The organism is Ferrimonas sp. YIN67, assembly GCF_057219095.1.
The window spans coordinates 45608-63690 of record NZ_JBXVVJ010000007.1 but is presented as its reverse complement, the minus strand read 5'-3'; the positions used below and the strand labels follow the sequence as shown (position 1 = coordinate 63690).

The 18083-nt window shown below is 57.5% G+C and carries 20 protein-coding genes; 8 read left to right on the top strand and 12 right to left on the bottom strand.

Annotation, left to right across the window (positions count from 1 at the left end):
- Positions 1-120 precede the first annotated feature (120 nt).
- Positions 121-1392 carry a peptidoglycan DD-metalloendopeptidase family protein gene (locus tag AC2D8U_RS14820; protein ID WP_484619853.1) on the bottom strand — a complete coding sequence of 424 codons (1272 nt, stop codon included), beginning with the start codon at positions 1390-1392 and terminating at the stop codon, positions 121-123.
- 194 nt (positions 1393-1586) lie between these two features.
- Between AC2D8U_RS14820 and tyrS the strand changes: the two genes are divergently transcribed.
- Positions 1587-2774, top strand: a complete 1188-nt coding sequence (gene tyrS, locus AC2D8U_RS14815; RefSeq protein ID WP_484619852.1) for a tyrosine--tRNA ligase — start codon at positions 1587-1589, stop codon at positions 2772-2774.
- Positions 2775-3121: 347 nt separating this feature from the next.
- Here the strand turns inward: tyrS and AC2D8U_RS14810 are convergent, their stop codons facing one another.
- Together AC2D8U_RS14810 and AC2D8U_RS14805 are read right to left on the bottom strand one after the other, a co-directional pair.
- On the bottom strand, positions 3122-3790 hold the full coding sequence (locus AC2D8U_RS14810; protein ID WP_484619851.1) for a hypothetical protein: 669 nt from the start codon (positions 3788-3790) through the stop codon (positions 3122-3124).
- Positions 3791-4139: 349 nt separating this feature from the next.
- Positions 4140-5087: a TDT family transporter gene (locus tag AC2D8U_RS14805; RefSeq protein ID WP_484619850.1), complete on the bottom strand. Its 948-nt coding sequence runs from the start codon at positions 5085-5087 to the stop codon at positions 4140-4142.
- A gap of 95 nt (positions 5088-5182) precedes the next feature.
- On the opposite strand from AC2D8U_RS14805, the gene AC2D8U_RS14800 reads away from it, so the two are divergent.
- Positions 5183-6085 (top strand): LysR substrate-binding domain-containing protein, encoded by a 903-nt coding sequence (locus AC2D8U_RS14800; RefSeq protein WP_484619849.1) that lies wholly within the window; start codon positions 5183-5185, stop codon positions 6083-6085.
- An 11-nt stretch (positions 6086-6096) separates the two neighbouring features.
- On the opposite strand, the gene AC2D8U_RS14795 is transcribed toward AC2D8U_RS14800, so the two are convergent.
- The 7 genes from AC2D8U_RS14795 to AC2D8U_RS14765 form a co-directional block, all read right to left on the bottom strand.
- Entirely contained in the window at positions 6097-6609 is a 513-nt protein-coding gene (locus tag AC2D8U_RS14795; RefSeq protein WP_484619848.1) for a nuclear transport factor 2 family protein, read from the bottom strand.
- 20 nt (positions 6610-6629) lie between these two features.
- A complete protein-coding gene (locus AC2D8U_RS14790) occupies positions 6630-7259 on the bottom strand; it encodes a trimeric intracellular cation channel family protein (RefSeq protein ID WP_484619847.1) in 630 nt (209 codons plus the stop codon).
- A complete protein-coding gene (locus tag AC2D8U_RS14785) occupies positions 7256-7663 on the bottom strand; it encodes a DUF2721 domain-containing protein (protein ID WP_484619846.1) in 408 nt (135 codons plus the stop codon). The genes AC2D8U_RS14790 and AC2D8U_RS14785 overlap by 4 nt, the downstream gene beginning before the upstream one ends.
- Before the next feature lie 17 nt (positions 7664-7680).
- The gene (locus AC2D8U_RS14780) at positions 7681-8646 is read right to left on the bottom strand and encodes a cobalamin biosynthesis protein (RefSeq protein WP_484619845.1); all 966 of its coding nucleotides are present in this window, start codon (positions 8644-8646) and stop codon (positions 7681-7683) included.
- A gap of 2 nt (positions 8647-8648) precedes the next feature.
- Positions 8649-9356, bottom strand: coding sequence for a 5'-methylthioadenosine/S-adenosylhomocysteine nucleosidase (mtnN, locus tag AC2D8U_RS14775; protein WP_484619844.1), 708 nt, complete (start codon positions 9354-9356; stop codon positions 8649-8651).
- A gap of 101 nt (positions 9357-9457) precedes the next feature.
- The gene (locus AC2D8U_RS14770; protein WP_484619843.1) at positions 9458-9958 is read right to left on the bottom strand and encodes a hypothetical protein; all 501 of its coding nucleotides are present in this window, start codon (positions 9956-9958) and stop codon (positions 9458-9460) included.
- Positions 9951-10760 carry a winged helix-turn-helix domain-containing protein gene (locus AC2D8U_RS14765; protein ID WP_484619842.1) on the bottom strand — a complete coding sequence of 270 codons (810 nt, stop codon included), beginning with the start codon at positions 10758-10760 and terminating at the stop codon, positions 9951-9953. The genes AC2D8U_RS14770 and AC2D8U_RS14765 overlap by 8 nt, the downstream gene beginning before the upstream one ends.
- A gap of 418 nt (positions 10761-11178) precedes the next feature.
- Here AC2D8U_RS14765 and AC2D8U_RS14760 point away from each other — a divergent pair, with 418 nt between their 5' ends.
- The 3 genes from AC2D8U_RS14760 (at position 11179) to AC2D8U_RS14750 (ending at position 13182) form a co-directional block, all read left to right on the top strand.
- Positions 11179-12102 (top strand): cytochrome c3 family protein, encoded by a 924-nt coding sequence (locus tag AC2D8U_RS14760; protein WP_484619841.1) that lies wholly within the window; start codon positions 11179-11181, stop codon positions 12100-12102.
- A 12-nt stretch (positions 12103-12114) separates the two neighbouring features.
- Positions 12115-12576: a hypothetical protein gene (locus AC2D8U_RS14755; protein WP_484619840.1), complete on the top strand. Its 462-nt coding sequence runs from the start codon at positions 12115-12117 to the stop codon at positions 12574-12576.
- A 153-nt stretch (positions 12577-12729) separates the two neighbouring features.
- Positions 12730-13182, top strand: coding sequence for a superoxide dismutase [Ni] (locus AC2D8U_RS14750; protein WP_484619839.1), 453 nt, complete (start codon positions 12730-12732; stop codon positions 13180-13182).
- Positions 13183-13239: 57 nt separating this feature from the next.
- Here the strand turns inward: AC2D8U_RS14750 and AC2D8U_RS14745 are convergent, their stop codons facing one another.
- Entirely contained in the window at positions 13240-14241 is a 1002-nt protein-coding gene (locus tag AC2D8U_RS14745) for a hypothetical protein (protein ID WP_484619838.1), read from the bottom strand.
- 240 nt (positions 14242-14481) lie between these two features.
- On the opposite strand from AC2D8U_RS14745, the gene AC2D8U_RS14740 reads away from it, so the two are divergent.
- From AC2D8U_RS14740 to AC2D8U_RS14730, 3 genes are all read left to right on the top strand, one after another.
- Positions 14482-15321 (top strand): LysM peptidoglycan-binding domain-containing protein, encoded by an 840-nt coding sequence (locus tag AC2D8U_RS14740; RefSeq protein ID WP_484619837.1) that lies wholly within the window; start codon positions 14482-14484, stop codon positions 15319-15321.
- Positions 15322-15431: 110 nt separating this feature from the next.
- On the top strand, positions 15432-15839 hold the full coding sequence (locus AC2D8U_RS14735; protein ID WP_484619836.1) for a hypothetical protein: 408 nt from the start codon (positions 15432-15434) through the stop codon (positions 15837-15839).
- 212 nt (positions 15840-16051) lie between these two features.
- Positions 16052-16588, top strand: coding sequence for an outer membrane beta-barrel protein (locus AC2D8U_RS14730; protein ID WP_484619835.1), 537 nt, complete (start codon positions 16052-16054; stop codon positions 16586-16588).
- A 73-nt stretch (positions 16589-16661) separates the two neighbouring features.
- Here the strand turns inward: AC2D8U_RS14730 and AC2D8U_RS14725 are convergent, their stop codons facing one another.
- A complete protein-coding gene (locus AC2D8U_RS14725) occupies positions 16662-18080 on the bottom strand; it encodes an FAD-dependent oxidoreductase (RefSeq protein ID WP_484619834.1) in 1419 nt (472 codons plus the stop codon).
- Positions 18081-18083 lie beyond the last annotated feature (3 nt).

Here is an 18083-nt window from a genome sequence, read left to right as displayed (position 1 = left end):
TGTTACAGCCTTCCAGCATGGCAGCGAAGGGATCCCAAGTCTAATGAGAGCGGGAGGAATTGGGCCTGCTTCGCATTCCAGCCCGTTGCCCTGAGTAAAGAGCGGTGAGGCTTCATTTCGTTACTGCATCGCCAGCAGGATGGCCTGGCGGTGGGCCAGCTGATCCAGCAGTTGCTGGCTTCGCCGTTCAAAGGCTGGGCGCTCTGCATCTGCCAGCGGCTTGGACTGAGGCAGTTTTACCGTGCGTGGATTGCGATGGACACCATTGACCAGGAATTCGTAGTGCAGGTGGGCACCGGTAACCCGTCCTGTGGCCCCCAGGCGGCCAATGGTCTGGCCCTGTTTCACCCGTTGGCCCTTCTTGACGTTACGTTTGGAAAGGTGAAGGTACTTGGTGACATAGGTATTGGAGTGCTGGATAAAGACATAGTTGCCATTGAGCTTGTTGTAGGTGGCCTGGGTCACGACGCCATCCCCGGCCGCCATAATGGGGGTGCCCACGGGGGCAACATAGTCGGTGCCATTGTGGGGCCGGACCCGTCCGGTCACCGGATGCAGGCGACGGGGGTTGAAGTTGGAGCTTACATAGTTGAATTGTACCGGTGCTCGGAGGAAAGCCTTCTTCATCGGCTGACCATTGGGGGCATAGTACTGGCCATCACTGTGGCGTATCGCTTGAAAGATCTCTCCCTGGTTTTCAAACTCCGCTGCCAAAATTTCCCCTTCGCTGACAAACTGGCCATTGGCATAGTTGTCCTGCCACAACACGGCAAAGCGGTCGCCCACCCGAATATCCAGGGCAAAGTCCACGTCCCAGCCAAACAGGCCAGCCAGACGCATGATCTGATTAGGACTCATGCCCGCACCGACCGCGGCATTCCAGAAATTACTGGTGATCGTGGCACTGGCGAAGTGCTCGCGCTGTTCTACCTGCTTGCTTTCAAGTTTCTCACTGAGGGCGTCGCCCTCTTGTGTTACCAGCAAGGTGTCTGTGGCATTGATCTGATAGCGCAGTGCGGCCCACTGATCATCGTCATAACCCAGCTCAATGATCTGTCCCGGCAGGATCCTGATCAGCTGCTTCCCGGAAAGGGGGAGCTGGGTGATGCGATGGACCAGGCTTGCAGAGAGACCTGCCCGGTTAAACAGCTTGGCCAGGCTGTCGCCCGGTGCCACTTCCATGCTGCGCCATCGCCTTGGCTCGGCCACGACGATTGGACCGCTGCTGTGGACGGTGAGGACCAGAGGCAAACGCTGATCCAGCGGAAGGGGCGGGGCCGTGTGCCGGGCCAGTTCGTCGGTTGAGGGAAGAAGCGTCAGCAGGCACAGCAGCAGGGTTAAGCCAGCGATCCCCAACCTGTGGGGCCGCGGTAATCGGTTATAGTGCGCCAAGGCCCGATGAACGAGCGGTTTCGTTTGGCTTTTTTTGATTTTTTTGGCTTGTTGCCCTTTCACGTTCCATGTACCTCTTTGGGATCTACTTGGCCCAACCCCCATCCGGAACACCGGCAGTCTTTCCTTTGCCGAGCCTAACCTTTAACATTATCGCTTTTGCAGAAAGATTCAAACCGTGCGGAGACCCTTGCATGACTGATTTGGAAAAGGCGCTGGCTGAGATCCGCCGTGGTACTGATGAGATCCTGGTGGAAGAGGAGCTCATCGCAAAGTTGAAACTGGGCCGTCCGCTGCGGGTGAAACTGGGTGCCGATCCGACCGCCCCGGATATCCACCTGGGCCACACAGTGATCCTCAACAAACTGCGCCAGTTTCAGGAACTGGGCCATGAGGTGATCTTCCTGATCGGCGACTTCACCGGCATGGTCGGTGATCCGTCCGGTAAAAACTCCACTCGTCCGCCGCTGACCCGTGAGCAGGTGCTGGCCAACGCCGAGACCTACAAGGAGCAGGTGTTCAAGATCCTGGATCCGGCCAAGACCCGTATCGAGTTTAACTCCTCCTGGCTGGGTGAGCTGGGTGCCGAAGGGATGCTGCGTTTGGCGTCACAACAGACCGTGGCCCGTATGCTGGAGCGTGACGACTTTAAGAAGCGTTATGGCAACGGTCAGGCCATCGCCATCCATGAGTTTATGTACCCGCTGTTGCAGGGGCATGACTCCGTGGCGCTGGAGGCGGACGTCGAGCTGGGCGGCACCGATCAGAAGTTCAACCTGTTGATGGGTCGTGAGCTGCAAAAGGCCGCCGGTCAGGAACGTCAGGTGGTGATCACCATGCCGTTGCTGGTGGGTCTGGATGGCGTCAAGAAGATGTCCAAGTCTGCCCACAACTACATCGGTGTGTCCGATGCACCGTCCGATATGTTCGGTAAGATCATGTCCATCTCCGACGATCTGATGTGGGACTACTACGAGCTGTTGTCCTTCCGTCCTTTGGAGGAGATTGAACAGTTTAAGGCGCAACTCGCTGCCGGTGGTAACCCCCGTGATGTGAAGATCCTCCTGGCCAAGGAGATCATCGCCCGGTTCCACGATGACGCGGCAGCCGAATCTGCCCATGCCGAATTCACCAGCCGCTTCGCCAAGAAGCAGATCCCGGATGAGATGCCGGAGTTTGAGTTCGAGGCGGGCGTGGCCATTGCCAACCTGCTCAAGGACGCCGGGCTGGTGAATACCACCTCCGACGCGATGCGGATGATCCGTCAAGGCGGCGCCAAGATCGATGGCAACAAGATTGAAGATACCAAGCTGGTACCGGAAGCCGGTACTGCGGTTTATCAGGTGGGCAAGCGCAAGTTCGCTCGCGTTACACTGAAATAAGCCTGACTGAGCTTGATGAAGCCGCCTTGATGGGCGGCTTTTTTGATCCTCGATGTGGCCGGTAAGCCTCGCGCTTTGACAAGGATGATCCGGCCCAGTCCCACGCCAAGATCGATGGTAACAAGATTGAAGATACCAAGCTGGTACCGGAAGCCGGTACTGCGGTTTATCAGGTGGGTAAACGTAAGTTTGCTCGGGTGACAGTTAAGTGAGTTGATCGCTGAAATTGCTCACATTGATAAAGCCACCTATCGAGGTGGCTTTTTACTGTCGGTTGAAAAACCCCGAACTTGGCGATTTCGAGCAGAATTGGCTTAAATAACTCTGCAATGTACTCTGTTAAACTATTATATGCAGCTATTAGCTTCAAATCTAAAATCAAAGGATGATGTACTAACAATGTCTTCTTTCACGTTCTTAAATAGAGGGTATGTTTTATTCATGTCAGCTATTGCCACGTCTAATATACTTTGGTCAAAACAGCTAATTGATTCTGTTAGCAAGGAAGTGTTTTTCCATATATTATGAAGTTTATCTTCCGTGATACTAGCCCAACTGTTGAATGCTCGTGAATAATAGACCTTTTGAGTGTCGTTTGACTTAATGTCAAACCTGATAGATGAGCCAAGTCTGCGGCCAAATGCTATATGTCCCCAGCTGCCTGCCCCAGAGATGAAATTGTTTGTGAAGTCATAAGCCATAATCACATACTTGTAATTATTTACGCCTTCTAACTCCTGCCATGGAGTAGCAAGTGATGGTAAGAAACCAATTAACTCTATATTTGCATTTGACTGAGAAAGTAGAGTGTCAGCAATGAACCTATTTCTATCTGTCGCGACTTGTTTTGAGTCATTTTCATTAGAAAAAACAGTTACTCCTTGATGGTAATGCTGAACTTTACTAGAGGCTATTACGATTAAACCGATAGTATCATCATTCTCCATTTCAAGTGGAGTGATGGAGGCGCAACCTGTGATTGTAAATGATAGTGCAAGCCACTTTATATATTTCATCTGAGGCGTTCCTTGCTTTTGTGATTTCAATGGGTGGTGGAGTTATATGGTAAGTTGATATGATATTCAGAACAAGTAGTCAGGCTGGACCAGAGGCGGCCAAGAGATCAGAGTGGGCTGGAGAGTGCAGGTATACGTCACATGGAGAGAGACTGAATATCCATAACGGGTAAGCTGCCACTGATGTTTGATAGCTCACCCGTACGTTCGCCAATTTTGAAGCAGTTCCTGTAGATCCTGTTCTCGCTGTGTTTGGGCCTCCCTGCCCGGTAGACGCATTTATTAAGTAAACAGTATTGACCCAGAAAGGGGACCGTCATCTTGTGAACTCTTGGGATATTGGCCGGGCTCAGGCGATGGGGGCTTTCCACCGCGCGGGCCGGTAGGCCATCAGGTAGCGCAGGGCAACATAGGTGACCACTGTCGTGGCGATCAGCAGTTCGAGATCGGCCAACCGTTTGAGCAGTTGATGCTGGCTGAGGCCCCAGCGTTGAAACAGCTCTGCGCAGTGATACAGGGCGCTGGCCCCGATCACCATGGGAAAGGTGAAGGCGGCATAGCCGGGACTGAAGGGCAGGCGCATCAGGCGGAAGAATGCCAGGTAGATCAGGGTCGTCATCAGCAGGGCGATCCCCAGCAACAGGGCGATCACCAGGGGATCGGGCTGGACCGTCAGGCTTAGGTAGCCGACCAGTGAGAGGCTGGCGGGGGCGGCCAGGATCGCTACGGTGGGCTGAGCGGCAGCGGGGATCTCACCATGAAACAGCAGGCGATAGAGCATCAGTGGCAGCAGCAGGGCATAGGCGCCCATCCCCAGATGGAGCAGGGCGGTTGCCGGTGTGGTCATGGCACCACCAGGGCAGGTGACGGCGGCGACGATGATCCCCACAGGGGGCACAAACCAGCTGGGGATCATCCGTGACCACTGAAATTGGCGAAACTGTCCGATGGCAAAGCACAGCAGCAATGACAGGTGCAGTCCGACGGCGAGGGTCCAGAGTAGGGATCCCAGGCGCGGTGAATGGGTCACTATGCTGGTTGAGATCACCATGGTTGCCATGGCAAAGGTTGGTGCCACGCTGCCGAGCACGAAATGGTTGAGGTCCTGACCTAGTTGGCCGGGATGGCGCAGGTATTTCAGCAGGATGGGCAGGAGCATCAGGCCGGCTATCAGGGCCAGATAACCCTGCAGGGGGGCCAAGGTGGGGAAGCGTTGGGCCAGGGTGACGCCGAGGCTGGCGATGCCAAGAGCCAGGCCCGCCATGGGGGTCGGGACGCGCAGCAGAGGGTGAGGCATGGAGTGCCCTCCAAGGGAAAAGACCCGCCTATTGTTTCCTGTCAGGCCATTTAATAATATCGAATTAATGTGCGGCACCCGTGTAGAAAAACTAAATGGCTAGGCTCTCCCTTCATCAGCTCAAGATCTTCACTGTGGTGGCGCAAACCGGCAACCTGGGTGTCAGTGCAGATGCCTTGTGTCTGAGCCGTGGGGCGATCTCTCAGGCAATCAAAGTGCTGGAGGCGACGCTCGGGGTTCCCCTGTTTGATCGGAGGCAGCAGCGGCTCCTCCTGAATGCTCAGGGGCGTTTGTTATTGCCTCGGGCTCAGCAGATGTTGCAGCTGGAGCAGGGCGTGTTGCATCTGTTTCGGGAGGGCGCCGATCTGGCCGGTTTGAGATTGGGGGCGAGTCACTCAATCGGCAATTATCTGCTGCCGAGTTTGCTCGCAAGCTGGGCTCAGGATGGCTTGCCTCAGATCAGCCTGGCCAACAGTCAACAACTGCAACGGCACCTGTTGGACTATGAACTGGATGCTGCCCTGATCGAAAGTGAACGGATCGACGCTACCCTGGTGCGCCTGATCTGGCGACAGGATGAGATGGTGGTGATAGCGCCTAAGCATCACCCCTTGGCGGATCAACGGGTTGATTGGTCACGGTTGGTCGGGGAGTCCTGGGTGCTGCGCGAAGCCAATTCCGGCAGCCGGGAGCAGTTCGATCATCATATCGCGCCCTATTTGTCCGACAGTCGGATCGTGTTGGAGTTGGGCAACCTGGAGGCGGTGATGCGCTCGGTTGCCGCAGGCCTGGGGTTGTCTCTGGTGTCACGGTTGGCCTGTGAGGAGGCGTTGGCGGCGGGGGGGCTGGCCCAGGTGCACCTGCCGGTGGTGATCAAGCGCCGTTTGTCCTTAGTGTATCCCAGAGGCAGTGCCGGGCTTCCGGCTCTGCGTCGACTATGCCAACGCTTGCTGATCGATGCAACCTGTGAGGCTGGGGGTGTCAGCCCATGCGGGTAACCCCTGGTGGGTCAATTATGATAAAGCTTTAGCTGGTCTTTCATGCTGGCGTAGTCGAGCAGGTCAATATGCTGATTGATCCGCTGTTTTTCCAGGTCGACCCTCAGGGTGGTGACGCCGGGAAGGGAGAATAGGATGGATTCGCCGGGAAAACCAAACAGATCCCCCCTGGCCTTGTAATAATAGCTGCCAATCATGACCACCAGGTTGCCATTGAAGAAGGTGTGATCGGAGACGAATTCGTATTGCTGGGTGTAGGTATGGACCCGTCGCTGGAAGGCCAGGATCTCCCGGCGTCCTGTGATCCTCTTTCCTGCCGTCTGATCGTGCAGCACCGTATCCCTGTGATAGAAGCGCGACAAATGACTGTAGTTTCGTGCTGTCAGGGCCTGCATATAGCGCTGAGCCAACTCCAACTGGGGGGCTAGTTGGGTCTGTTGTGGGCCAGTTTGATCGTCCGGTTGTGCCTGAATGGGTAGGGCGGTCACTAGGGCCAGGATTAAGGCAAACAGAGGCGTACGCACAGGCTTTCTCCTTGGGAAGATTAACGTTGGGACGGAGTGTCCAGGGCAAAGGCAGGCAGGGACAGGCCGGTGAAGATCCCGAACAGGCGTAGGGCCAGGGTACCCGCCATGGCGACCAAGGCGGAGAGCACCGGGGCAACCGACAAGGCCAGTGCGCCGGTATAGAGCACGCCACCCACAATACAGGCGGTGGCATAGATCTCGGTGCGCAATACCAGTGGGACTTCTCGGCATAGGAGATCGCGGATCATGCCACCCATGACGCCGGTCATGGTGCCCATCATCACGGCGATCAAGGGAGAGGCACCAAAGGCCAGGGCCTTTTGCACGCCAATCACGGTAAACACAGCCAGGCCAAAGGCATCGGCCACCTGAAACCATTTACCTGACAGGCGCCGTGGGCAGCGCACGAACAGCATGATCAGGCCTGCGGTGATCCCGGTCAGCCAGATGTAGGTGGTGTCGGTGATCCAGAATACCGGGGTCGCCCCCAGGATGGCATCGCGCACTGTGCCGCCACCGACGGCGGTGACGCCAGCCAAAACAAAGACGCCAAAGGGGTCCATGCGCAGTCGGCCGGCAGCCAGGGCTCCGGAGATGGCAAATACCACGGTGCCGAACAGATCGGCGGCATAGATAAAGTCGTTCATTTTTCCAGGCTGTCGAGGAAGATATCCAGGGCTTGCTGTGAGATCCGGATCTCCAGGACAGACAGCAGCAGGGAGTAGATCAGGAGTCCCAGGCTGATCCCGAATGTCCAGAACGCAGCGGAATTCAGTTCAAGGTAGATCAATAACATGCTTAGGACACAGAAGACAAAGCTGACGACTCCGGCCTCCTGCATGCGGCGAATGATGCCGATCCGGCGACGCAGGTTATCCAGTTGCTGAATGGCGGGATCGCACTCTGAGCTGAGACGTCGTGCGGCCTTGCAATCACGGGTCTGGGGGCCAAGGGAGCGTACCAGGGAGGCCAGAGAAAGGAATCGATTGGTGTAGGCCAACAGCAACAGGGAGATGGCCGGAAATAGCAGGGCGGGTGTGGTCAGATCCATGGGGTGAACTCAAAAATTCAGTAAAGGGTGGAGTGCACTAACAGTGCGGCCCCCGCAGCGAGCAGGAAGCACAAGGCCAGCCACAGCCAGCCAGCGTAGCTGAGCAGGCGCCGGGTACGCAGCAGATCGTTGCCGTTAACCTCCTGGGGGGGACCGAGGCGAGGGCGCAACTGTCGGTGCCCTTCAATCAGCCAGGGGCCACCAAGTTGGCCGTGCAGGCTGCAGGCCAGGCTGAGCTGAGGCCACTGGGCACTGCGCTCTCGCCAGTCGCCGACTCGCTGGTGGCGTGCGCGCCAAACCGACAAGGGGGAGCCGTAGAGGGACAGGGTCAAGGCCAGCAAGAGGTTGACGGGCCATTGCAGGGTGGCGGCACATTGCTGGGTTGCTGCGGCGTAGCTGCTCATATTGGGACGCTGGGGGTGCCAGTTACGGGCTAATTCGCTGCACAGCCAGGCGGTGGCGGTCGCAAAGATCCCGCCGACGCTGTACCAAAACAGCACAATGAACAGTTGGTTGCGCTGGTGAGTTAACTGCGCCTCGATGCCTGCCTTGGTCAGGCCGAGTTCGGACAGGGTGCCGGTTTGCCGGATGGTCCAGGGGGCCAGCAGGGTCCGGGCTGTATTTTTCTGGCCGGCCTGCAGGCAGGCATGCAATTGCTCACTCACCTGGCCCAGTGCCGGTCCGGGCATCATCCAGGCCAGCAGTGCCAGTTCGAAGGGCAGGGGGAATGCGGCCAGTCGAGTTAGCAGAAACAGCGCCAGCCAGAGGGGCAATAGCAGCAGGAGCAAGGCCAGGGTGCCAGCCAGACGCTGTTGCTCCTGACTGCGGTTGGCATGATGGGTTTTGCGCGCCAGGGTTTCGGCCAGCGGAGCCAGCAGGTGTCGGGGCCGATATCGTTCCGGGATCAGCAGGGCCAGCAGGTAGGCCAGCACCAGCATCAGGGGGGGAAGGAGTATGGGCGAGAAGGGCCCCAGCGCGCTCACGGTCAGGCTGGGTCCTGGGTCAGGGTGTCCAGCATGGCCAGTACCACTTTGGCCGAGTGTTCACCGGCCTTGACGATAAAGCTGTCGAAGTCGACGGCGCCGTCGTCATTGGCGTTATCGGAGATGGCGCGGATCACCACAAAGGGCGTTCCGAACTGGTGGCAAACCTGAGCGATGGCGGCGGCTTCCATTTCACAGGCGGCCATGGTCGGGAAGTGGCTGAGCATTACCTGGGTGCGTTTGGGATCGGCGATAAAGCTGTCACCGGTGCAGATCAGGCCTTCGATCGCTTTCACCTCACCCACTCGGGTGACACTGTTGTGGGCGATCTTGATCAGCTTGGGATCGGGGCGGAAAGCGGCGGGTTGCCCCGGCAGTTGGCCCATCTCGTAGCCAAAGGCAGTAACATCGACGTCGTGGTGGCGCACTTCGGCGGAGATCACCACGTCACCGATGGCCAGCTCGGCGGCAAAGCCCCCGGCGGAGCCGGTGTTGATCACACTGTCCGGGGCGTAACGCTCGATCAGTACGCTGGTGGCAATGGCCGCCGCCACTTTGCCGATCCCGGAGCGGGTCAGGACCACATCGGTTTGACCAATTTTGCCTTGATAAAATTCGATCCCGGCGATGGTCTCGGTTTTCAGTTCGTTGATCTGGTTGCGCAGCAGGGCGACTTCCTGCTCCATGGCGCCAATGATGCCAATTTTCATGGGGAGAGATCCGGTTTTAACAGGGTTCACAAGTTGCCGGATAGGATACCAGTTTTTACCAAGGGTCGTAGGGGATCATTGCGACCAGTACCCAGGCAAGTTTAATCACTGTAGACGCAGGAGCAGACCATCTGGCTGGGGTTAAATCGGACAATAATGGCGTTGTGGGCATCGTGGCGCTCGATCACCTGCATATGGATGCGGTGGATCCCATTGCGATCGAAGTTGCTTTCGATGGCCTTGGCGAGTTGATGATACTGAGCCGGCAGTTTGGCATCGGTTTGATGGATCACCGGCTCGTAGCTGTCCATGTCCATCAGGAGGTTGTCCGGATCCCGGTTGACCCGCTTGCCGGACAGCATCAGGGTGGCCAATGGCTCACCGTCCAGGCTGAAGTAGCGATAGTAGATCCGTCCGCTCCTGCCAAAAAAGATGTAGTCGGCCATGTAATAGCCTTCGGGTCCGGCCACTGCAGCACTGGCATCGTAGACCGCATTATGGCAGTTCAGACGCAGGTAGCCGGGCTCTGGGCGCAGCAGGTGGGCTCCGGCCACCAAAAGGATGAACAGGGCTACCAGACCCAGCTTGATGCGATCAGTCACACAAGTCTCCATTTTCCAGCCAAATGGCCGGGTTAAAGTCGGCATGCATCCGGGTGTCGGCGATCTTCAGGTTACGCAGGCGCAGTTGTCCACGCTCATGGCCGGAAAGGGTGATGGACAGACCCTGTTGATCGGAGGACTGGGCGATGTAGATCCGCTCCCAGTGGGTCTGTGGGCACTCGGCCAGAGTCGACAGGAGTCGTTCGCTCATGGCTTGATTATCCATGGTATGGCTGCTGTTGGCGCTGTACCACAAGAGCTGGATGCCACTCTTATCCGGGTATTGATAGACCACTCGCTCCTGATATTGGGAGGCTGGGCTGGTATGGATTTTGTGGCTGATATGGCCAAGTGTCAGCAAGATAAAGATGACGAACCCGGTGGCCAGGAGGAGTCGGTTTCTTGTCAGGGGCGCGACAGAAAATGCTGTCTTGGCCGAAACTCGCTTGGCTGCAGATTTGCTCGGGGGAGGACCGGCTTGTGCATGGGGTTCCGCTGCATGGGTTTCCACCCCAACGCTGAGCCGGTATCCGACACCCTTGATGGTTTCGATCAGGGTGTGATCGTCGTCGCCCAGGAAGTTGCGCAACTGAAATACGGCGCGGACAACGGCGGATTCGCTGAACTGCGGTTCGGCATAATCGGCACATCGCAAAGCGAGCTTATCGACGGGCAAGCCACGACGTGCCACCAGGCAAGAAATCACCTGAGCCTCTGCTCGGGGCAGATCCCACTGTACCCCTTCGGGGTTAATCAATGTTTTTTGTTCCGGCAGGTACCGGCAAGCGCCAATCTCGATCATGCACAGGGTTCAAGGATTAATGAATCCGAAAGTGTATCTCTATCTGCCTTGGGCTTCCGTGATCTCCACTGCACCCTCTTCTCAATGATCCCCTCAGTACCTTCGCCGTCGTTTGGTGGAGATTGAGAGCCAGGCCCGTGAATTTGTCGCGGTGCCAATTGGGCTAATTTACGGCAAATATACATTTGCGTCATGGTGTGGAAGCAAATGGGGCGGTTTGTGTGATCGTGTCGATGATAATGCCGGGTTGGAGCGGGGGATGGCCTCGCCCGAACCCCGTTCGATGCGTGCCTCTGGCGGAGCAGGATTAGTGTGATCCTGTCAGCAAATGGGCTAAGTACGACTGCCTACAATGGCCTCAATCGAAACGTGCTACCGGGTTACCGGTGCCGAGATAAGTTCTATTGAGGGTAATGAGATGACCGCAAAGATGGACCGCCGTAAGGCGATGGGCCGCATTCTGAGCATCGCCGGTACGGCTGGTGCTGCCGTGGCCGCCCCGAGTGTTCTGGCTTCCAGCAAGAGCGAAGACCATGTGTGTTTTAACGTGGGAAGTGGTGGTAACGGTGATCTGGCGGAGAACCGCTTGCAGTATGTCAAGCTGGAGCCGATGGATGTCGCCAAGATCGCCTACGACGGTTATGGTCCAGGCGGCTGCATGTACGGTGTGTTCAATGCGCTGGTTAAAGCCCTTGCGGTGTCCGACAGTGTCGATGCAGCAAAATTTGCCGCGATCCCAACCAACGTGGCCTGTTACGGCATGGGCGGCGTCGTGGGTCAGGGTACTCTGTGTGGCTGCATCAACGCGACCGCGATGATCGTTAACATGCTCAAGGGTGTGGATCAGGGCAGCGTGATCAAAGCGATCTACCGCTTTTATGAAACCGCCGATATGCCGCGCGGCGACAAGACGTTCCTGGATGGCATTGGGGCGCCGACCCGCCGCAATGATAAGGGTGAGATGCTGACGCCTGATCACCTGGGTAGTTCAGTTGCCAACTCCATCCTGTGCCATACCTCCGTTTCTCTGTGGTCCAAGCAGTGCCGCTACGGTTCTAACCATACCGCTAAACTGGAGCGTTGCGCCCAGGTGACCGCTGAAGTGGCCTACATGACCGCACAATTCCTCAATGAGTCGTTGGAAGAGAGCTTTGATCGTGAACTGGTCGCGCCGGGCAACGCCGATTGCATGGGCTGTCACGCCGGCAACACCGTTGAGCCAGAGGACTACTTCGTGACTGGCGTTAACTCCACCATGGAGTGCCAGACCTGTCACGCACCACACGAAACCGGCAACCCAGGTGGTCCTCACGCGGGTGATAACTGCTCCGACTGTCACTGATAGGGAATTCGTATGAGCAAGCGTATTTTGGTTGCTGCTGGCCTGGCCTGTGCTTTGGCTGCCTGTAGCAGCGACAGCAAGGACAAAGGCATTGATGTTGACAGCGCCACGGCGCTCAACGTCAGCGAAGTGAAGTACAGCGCCGAGTCAAACCAGGTGGAGTTTAAGGTTCGCGATCAGAACGGCGAGGCCGTTCGCAGTGTCAGTGACTACAGCGTGACCTACTTTGGTTTCGGTGGCGAGCCGACCGGGGCCTTTCAGTTCCCTTGGCATACCAACGATCAGTTTGGCTGTGGCCAGGATGTCCCAGCGTGTCTGGGCGATCTGAAAGAACTGTCAGCCGGACACTATCGTTTCACTCCAGATCAAACGCCGGATCTGGGTGAGCGGGTGGAAACGCTGAAGTTGTCCATCCGGGTGCACGGTGCCCTAGTCAGCAACGCGCCGGAAGTGATCGACATTCAAAGCAAGTGACGATCGTCGTCGTTATCGGATCAGCCCCGCCCAGTGCGGGGCTTTTTTACAGCGATTTTTATTCAAATAGTGAGCTATGCTGGCGTAAGGATCAGCAAGCGGTCGATCCATTCCGATATTTGATGAGCAAACAGCAAAGCAAAGGAGCGAATGATGACAGCGCGATTACGGACATTTCTGCCGGTGCTCGGCCTTCTACTGGCAGCCTTGGCCAGTCCTTCGGTCCTGGCCCACTGCCAGGTGCCCTGCGGGATCTACGATGATGGTGCGCGAGTGAAGGCCCTGATGGAGGATGCCACCACCATCGAGAAGGCGATCACCGAAATGAACGCCCTGGCGGCCAAGAAAGACGTGCAGTCACAGAATCAGTTGACTCGCTGGGTGATGAACAAAGAGTCCCACGCCAGCCACATCATCACCGTGATGGCGGAGTATTTCCTCGCGCAACGGGTGAAACCCGGGGAGGGCTATGAGCAGAAACTCAAGGATCACCACGGGGTGATCCTTGCCGCCATGAAGGCCAAGCAGTCCTCGGACATGGCGGCCGTCAAGGCACTGAACGCCGCGATCGCCAAGCTCACTCAGTATTACCACCTGCACGAGTAGTCTTTTAGATCGAAAATGCCCGGACAAGATTGTCCGGGCATTTGATTTCTCAGCCGCTCAGTTTAGCGGGCAGCCCATCTCATTTTGATAGGCAAATGCATTCTTCACGCTGTTATAGCTGTCTTCATCGGCTCCCTGTACCGCTGCGATCACTTCGGCACTGCTGTACTGATAGCTGACGTCGCCACTCAGGGCATTAAGTAGGGCGGCCACGGCGTGACGTCCCAGAGCGTTCTCCTTGCCGCCCCCCTGCTGGAGTGCCTCAAGCAGGGTCATATCCATGCCGAACAGTTCGGAGCCAAAGGCCGCATAGAAGGTATCGTCCGGATCGTACATGGTCCAGGAGTCGAAATGATGCGGCTGTTTCCAGTAGCCCGGTGTACAGCCCTGTCCCCCCGCACGCTCGACCGCGGCAGCCTTGAGCAGGAAGTCGTTATTGATGTCTCGCTGGAACTCGAAGTCGAACGGTTGCAGCACCAGGTAAGGGGCATCTGCACCGCCGAGCATGGCCACGTCCAGAGTCTGCTCAACATTGTCACCGTCACCAACAAACTGGTCGAGCAAGGTCAGGCCCCCGTTATTGGGATTGTCATCGGTATCCCACCAGAGTTGCCCGGTTTCCGGTACGGCGCTGTCGACGTTGCTGTTGTCATCCAGAGAGGACAGATAGACATAGGTCCAGCGATTGCCTGCAGGCAGCTTCAGGTAGATAAACTCCGGTGCATCCTGGTTGGATAACTCGTTGATGTCACCGCCGCCATCGGGGCCGGGGCAGTCGCCGCCATTGTCGGCGGCTTCGATGGGGTTACACACCCCCAGGCCCTGATCGCCCTCCTGGTTCCGCCGATAGAGGTTGGCCAGTTTATATTGACCATCGGCCGGATCACGATACATGCCGATGACCATGATCCCGGTGCCTGCATCGGTAAAGGTGGCCGAATTCAGGTTGCCTTCGGGGCCATCAAAGAAATCGGCATCGGCAGCCAGGAGAGAGGTGGGTGCGAGTAGCAGAGCGGCGCCGGACAGCGCCATGGCATGACAGACTTTTGAGTACAACATAACGACACTCTCTTTGGTTAAAGTGGAGTGGACGGATGGTGGATTCAGTTCAAGCAATTTGGAGTGAAAAGTGTAGATGGCCAATGGGCTTTCCACCACGGGAACGGGTGAATTGACTGGTTTTTGTTGGCAAGAAAGGTGGACGGACCAGATGGCGGGAGGAAAGTGACAAAAGCGACTATGCTCCTTGGGAATGGAGGCCCGGGATGGGCTAGTGATCCAGTACAAAAGGAGCTTGTGATGATCTATACCGTTAAGCCCGGCGACACCTTAACTGCCATCGCCCTAAAGTTCTTCGGTAGCGATAGCGCCGTCGAGACCATCGCTCGAGATAACCGGTTAAGCGATCTCGATCATATTCAGGTTGGCCAAAAGTTAACCTTGAACCTGCCACCCGACACAGAGCAGCCGCCGACACCGAGCAGTCCGACTTCGGCGCAGATAGGTCGCAGCGTGGCAGGGAGTCCCTCTCTGGTGCAGCTGAGACAGATATTCCCTCAGACGGCCGAGTCCACCTTGGTGCACTACCAGGTGGCGTTGGATCAGGTATTGCCACAGTACGAGATCAATACGCCACTGCGTCAGGCCCACTTTCTCGCCCAGGTGGGTCATGAAAGTGGGGGGTTTCGCTTTCTGTCGGAAAACCTGAATTACAGTGCCAAGGCGCTGTGCAGCGTGTTTGGCAAGTATTTCCCCACCGAGGCTGAAGCCCAGGGTTGTGCCCGCCAGCCTGAGGAGATCGCCAACCGGGTGTATGCCTCGCGCATGGGAAATGGTGATGAAGCCTGTGGCGATGGTTGGCGCTATCGAGGTCGGGGGCTGATCCAGCTTACCGGGCGGGACAATTACCGGGCGTTTGGTCAGGCCTGTGGCCAGGATCTGCTCACACAACCCGAACGGGTGGCTGATGAGCCTGAGTTGGCAGTGGCGTCGGCCTGCTGGTATTGGCAGCAGCGTCGCATCAATCGCTGGGCTGATCTGGATGATCTGGTCCGGGTAACCCGTGCGGTTAATGGTGGTACCCATGGTCTGGCTGAGCGGCAAGCCCTGTTGGAACGTGCCAAGGCGGCACTGAGCTAAACCTGGACCCGCTGATATGGTGCCTCCCACGATGTTTTTTTGTCGTTGAGATTGGAACTTCAATGAGTTGAGTGCCATGTTTGAATGGCATTTTGTTGTGGGAGAAGATGATGAACACGAGAGTCAAACGCGCTTGTGGCGTAGGCGTCGGACTGGTTTTGACCCTGGTACTGGCTAATTCGACACCGGCCTGGGCCGATAAGCCGGAATGGGCAGGCTCAGGTAAGCCGCCCAGTGAGGCGCAAAAAGAGGCCCATAAGGCGTCGATGCGCAATAAAAATAAGCAGAAAAGTAATAAGGGCAATAAGGGTAAGCCTCAACAACTGCCGGAAGAGACGCCGGTACAACTTCCGGAGACGGGGACGCCGACTCAACTGCCCCAAGTGAGCCCGCCGGTTCAGTTACCGGAGGGCGTGCCCGAGCAGATGCCGGAAGCGGATCCCGAAAACCGACCTGAAACCAAGCCTTCGAAGAAGGAGAAAGGTGCGAAGGGACCGAGAGGGCGCCAGGAAAACTAAACGCAGTGACAGGAAAAAACGCCACCGATTTGGTGGCGTTTTTGTTGTCGGATCTTTATTTGCAAAGCGGTATAAAGCACGGAAGCTGATTTGAGGTGTGAACCGTCTCCGAAATTTCAATCCACCTCTGTATTTTGGGGTGAGCTTGAGGCTCCCCCTCTCTACTATCCCCGTGCCAATTTCGGTGAAAGCAGTTGAGTGTGAAGCGGATGATGAACAGAAAAATTGCGACAGTAGCCTTGACGTTGCTGGGGATGAGCCTGAGTACGGGGACTTGGGCTCAGGAGGGGAAGCACGGCGTCTACCTCGGATACAAGGTCGGGGAAGCCGGTTTTGAACGCAACGGATGGCAGGAGGCCCGCGATCTGAAGGGGGTCATGGTTGGGACAGAGATGGGCCATGGTTTTGCCCTGGAGTTTGAATATCTGTCTGGCCGGGTAGAGGCGCCGAGTGTCGTCCTGCCGACTCCCATGGCGATCGAGGCCATGCCTGGGCCGCATGTGATCTGGCAAAGCCGCACCGTGGCGGGTTACCTGGCTTACCGCACGTCGGGGGATCTGTATGCCAAAGCCCGCGCCGGGGTGCTGGATGAGCGTTACGACTGGTCCTGGTACACCATGAGTGACAGTGGCTTCTCCGGCTCGCTCGGGGCGGGTTGGCGCTATGGCTTGCTGCAACTGGAGCTGGACTATACCTATGTGGGCAGCAAGGCCGATGCCTTGACCCTGGGGGTTGCGCTGCGATTCTGAGGTTGACTCAACGCTACATACAAAAACGCCCGCTCAGATGAGCGGGCGTTGTCGTCAGGGCAATTGAGGAGAGTTAGCCTTGACGGTTGTCCAGCATATCGAGAATACCGGAGGCAGCGCGGCGTCCTTCGTCGATGGCGGTCACCACCAGATCTGAGCCACGCACCATGTCGCCACCGGCGAACACCTTGGGGTGGCTGGTCTGGAAGGCGAACTTACCGGCTTCCGGCGCACGGACCCGGCCCCACTCGTCGGTGAGAATGCCGAACTCCCCCAGCCAACCCGGAGGGCTGGGCTGGAAGCCAAAGGCGATCAGGATCGCGTCGGCAGCCAGCACGTGCTCGGAGCCTTCGATGGGCTGCGGACGACGGCGACCGTTCTCATCCGGCTCACCCAGCTCGGTTTCCACGCACTTGAGGCCCACCACCTGGCCTTCCGGCCCGGTTTCGATGGCCAGGGGCTGACGGTTAAACAAGAACTCGACGCCCTCTTCCCGGGCGTTTTGCACCTCGCGGCGTGAGCCGGGCATGTTGGCTTCGTCACGGCGGTAGGCACACTGGACGCTTGCCGCGTCCTGGCGTACCGAGGTGCGGACACAGTCCATGGCGGTATCCCCGCCACCCAGTACCACCACGCGCTTGCCTTTCATGTCGATAAACTCGTGCTCGGTGTCATAGCCTTCCAGCTGTGCGGTGTTGGCGATGAGGAAAGGCAGGGCCTGGTGAACGCCGCTGGCGGACTCGCCGGGCAGGTTGCCCTGCATCGACTTGTAGGTGCCCATGCCGAGGAACACGGCATCGTGTTCATCCAGCAACTGCTGGAAGGGCATATCGCGGCCGATGTCGACACCCAGCTTGAACTCGATCCCCATCTTCTCAAACAGGGCGCGGCGCTTGCGCACCACTTCCTTCTCCAGCTTGAAGCTCGGAATGCCAAAGGTCAGCAGGCCGCCGATCTCCGGCATGCGGTCGTAGACGGTGACCTTGGCGCCGTTACGGCGCAGCACGTCGGCACAGGCCAGGCCCGCCGGGCCGGCCCCGACGATGGCGATGTGCTCGGAGCGCGGTTCGACCTGGGACATGTCCGGACTCCAACCCATGGCGATGGCGGTGTCCGTGATGTACTTCTCCACGGAGCCGATGGTGACGGCGCCGAATTCATCATTGAGGGTACAGGCACCCTCACACAGGCGATCCTGCGGACAGACCCGGCCGCACATCTCGGGCAGGGTGTTGGTCTGGTGGGACAACTCGGCGGCTTCGAGGATCCGCCCCTGCTTGGCCAGGCGCAGCCAGTCAGGGATGTAGTTGTGCACCGGGCACTTCCACTCGCAGTAGGGATTGCCACAGTCCAGGCAACGATCGGCCTGGTTGTCGACCTCTTCCTGCTCAAAGGGCTGGTAGATCTCCACAAAGGCTTCTTTGCGCAGGGTCAGATCCTGCTTGGTCGGATCCTGGCGTTCGGTGTCGAGAAATTGAAATACGTTGCTCATCGT

Coding starts and splice junctions, on each gene's coding strand:
- tyrS (WP_484619852.1), top strand. CDS start 1,587: ATGACTGATTTGGAAAAGGCGCTGGCTGAGATCCGCCGTGGTACTGAT.
- AC2D8U_RS14810 (WP_484619851.1), bottom strand. CDS start 3,790: ATGAAATATATAAAGTGGCTTGCACTATCATTTACAATCACAGGTTGC.
- AC2D8U_RS14805 (WP_484619850.1), bottom strand. CDS start 5,087: ATGCCTCACCCTCTGCTGCGCGTCCCGACCCCCATGGCGGGCCTGGCT.
- AC2D8U_RS14800 (WP_484619849.1), top strand. CDS start 5,183: ATGGCTAGGCTCTCCCTTCATCAGCTCAAGATCTTCACTGTGGTGGCG.
- AC2D8U_RS14790 (WP_484619847.1), bottom strand. CDS start 7,259: ATGAACGACTTTATCTATGCCGCCGATCTGTTCGGCACCGTGGTATTT.
- AC2D8U_RS14785 (WP_484619846.1), bottom strand. CDS start 7,663: ATGGATCTGACCACACCCGCCCTGCTATTTCCGGCCATCTCCCTGTTG.
- mtnN (WP_484619844.1), bottom strand. CDS start 9,356: ATGAAAATTGGCATCATTGGCGCCATGGAGCAGGAAGTCGCCCTGCTG.
- AC2D8U_RS14765 (WP_484619842.1), bottom strand. CDS start 10,760: ATGATCGAGATTGGCGCTTGCCGGTACCTGCCGGAACAAAAAACATTG.
- AC2D8U_RS14760 (WP_484619841.1), top strand. CDS start 11,179: ATGACCGCAAAGATGGACCGCCGTAAGGCGATGGGCCGCATTCTGAGC.
- AC2D8U_RS14755 (WP_484619840.1), top strand. CDS start 12,115: ATGAGCAAGCGTATTTTGGTTGCTGCTGGCCTGGCCTGTGCTTTGGCT.
- AC2D8U_RS14750 (WP_484619839.1), top strand. CDS start 12,730: ATGACAGCGCGATTACGGACATTTCTGCCGGTGCTCGGCCTTCTACTG.
- AC2D8U_RS14745 (WP_484619838.1), bottom strand. CDS start 14,241: ATGTTGTACTCAAAAGTCTGTCATGCCATGGCGCTGTCCGGCGCCGCT.
- AC2D8U_RS14740 (WP_484619837.1), top strand. CDS start 14,482: ATGATCTATACCGTTAAGCCCGGCGACACCTTAACTGCCATCGCCCTA.
- AC2D8U_RS14735 (WP_484619836.1), top strand. CDS start 15,432: ATGAACACGAGAGTCAAACGCGCTTGTGGCGTAGGCGTCGGACTGGTT.
- AC2D8U_RS14730 (WP_484619835.1), top strand. CDS start 16,052: ATGAACAGAAAAATTGCGACAGTAGCCTTGACGTTGCTGGGGATGAGC.
- AC2D8U_RS14725 (WP_484619834.1), bottom strand. CDS start 18,080: ATGAGCAACGTATTTCAATTTCTCGACACCGAACGCCAGGATCCGACC.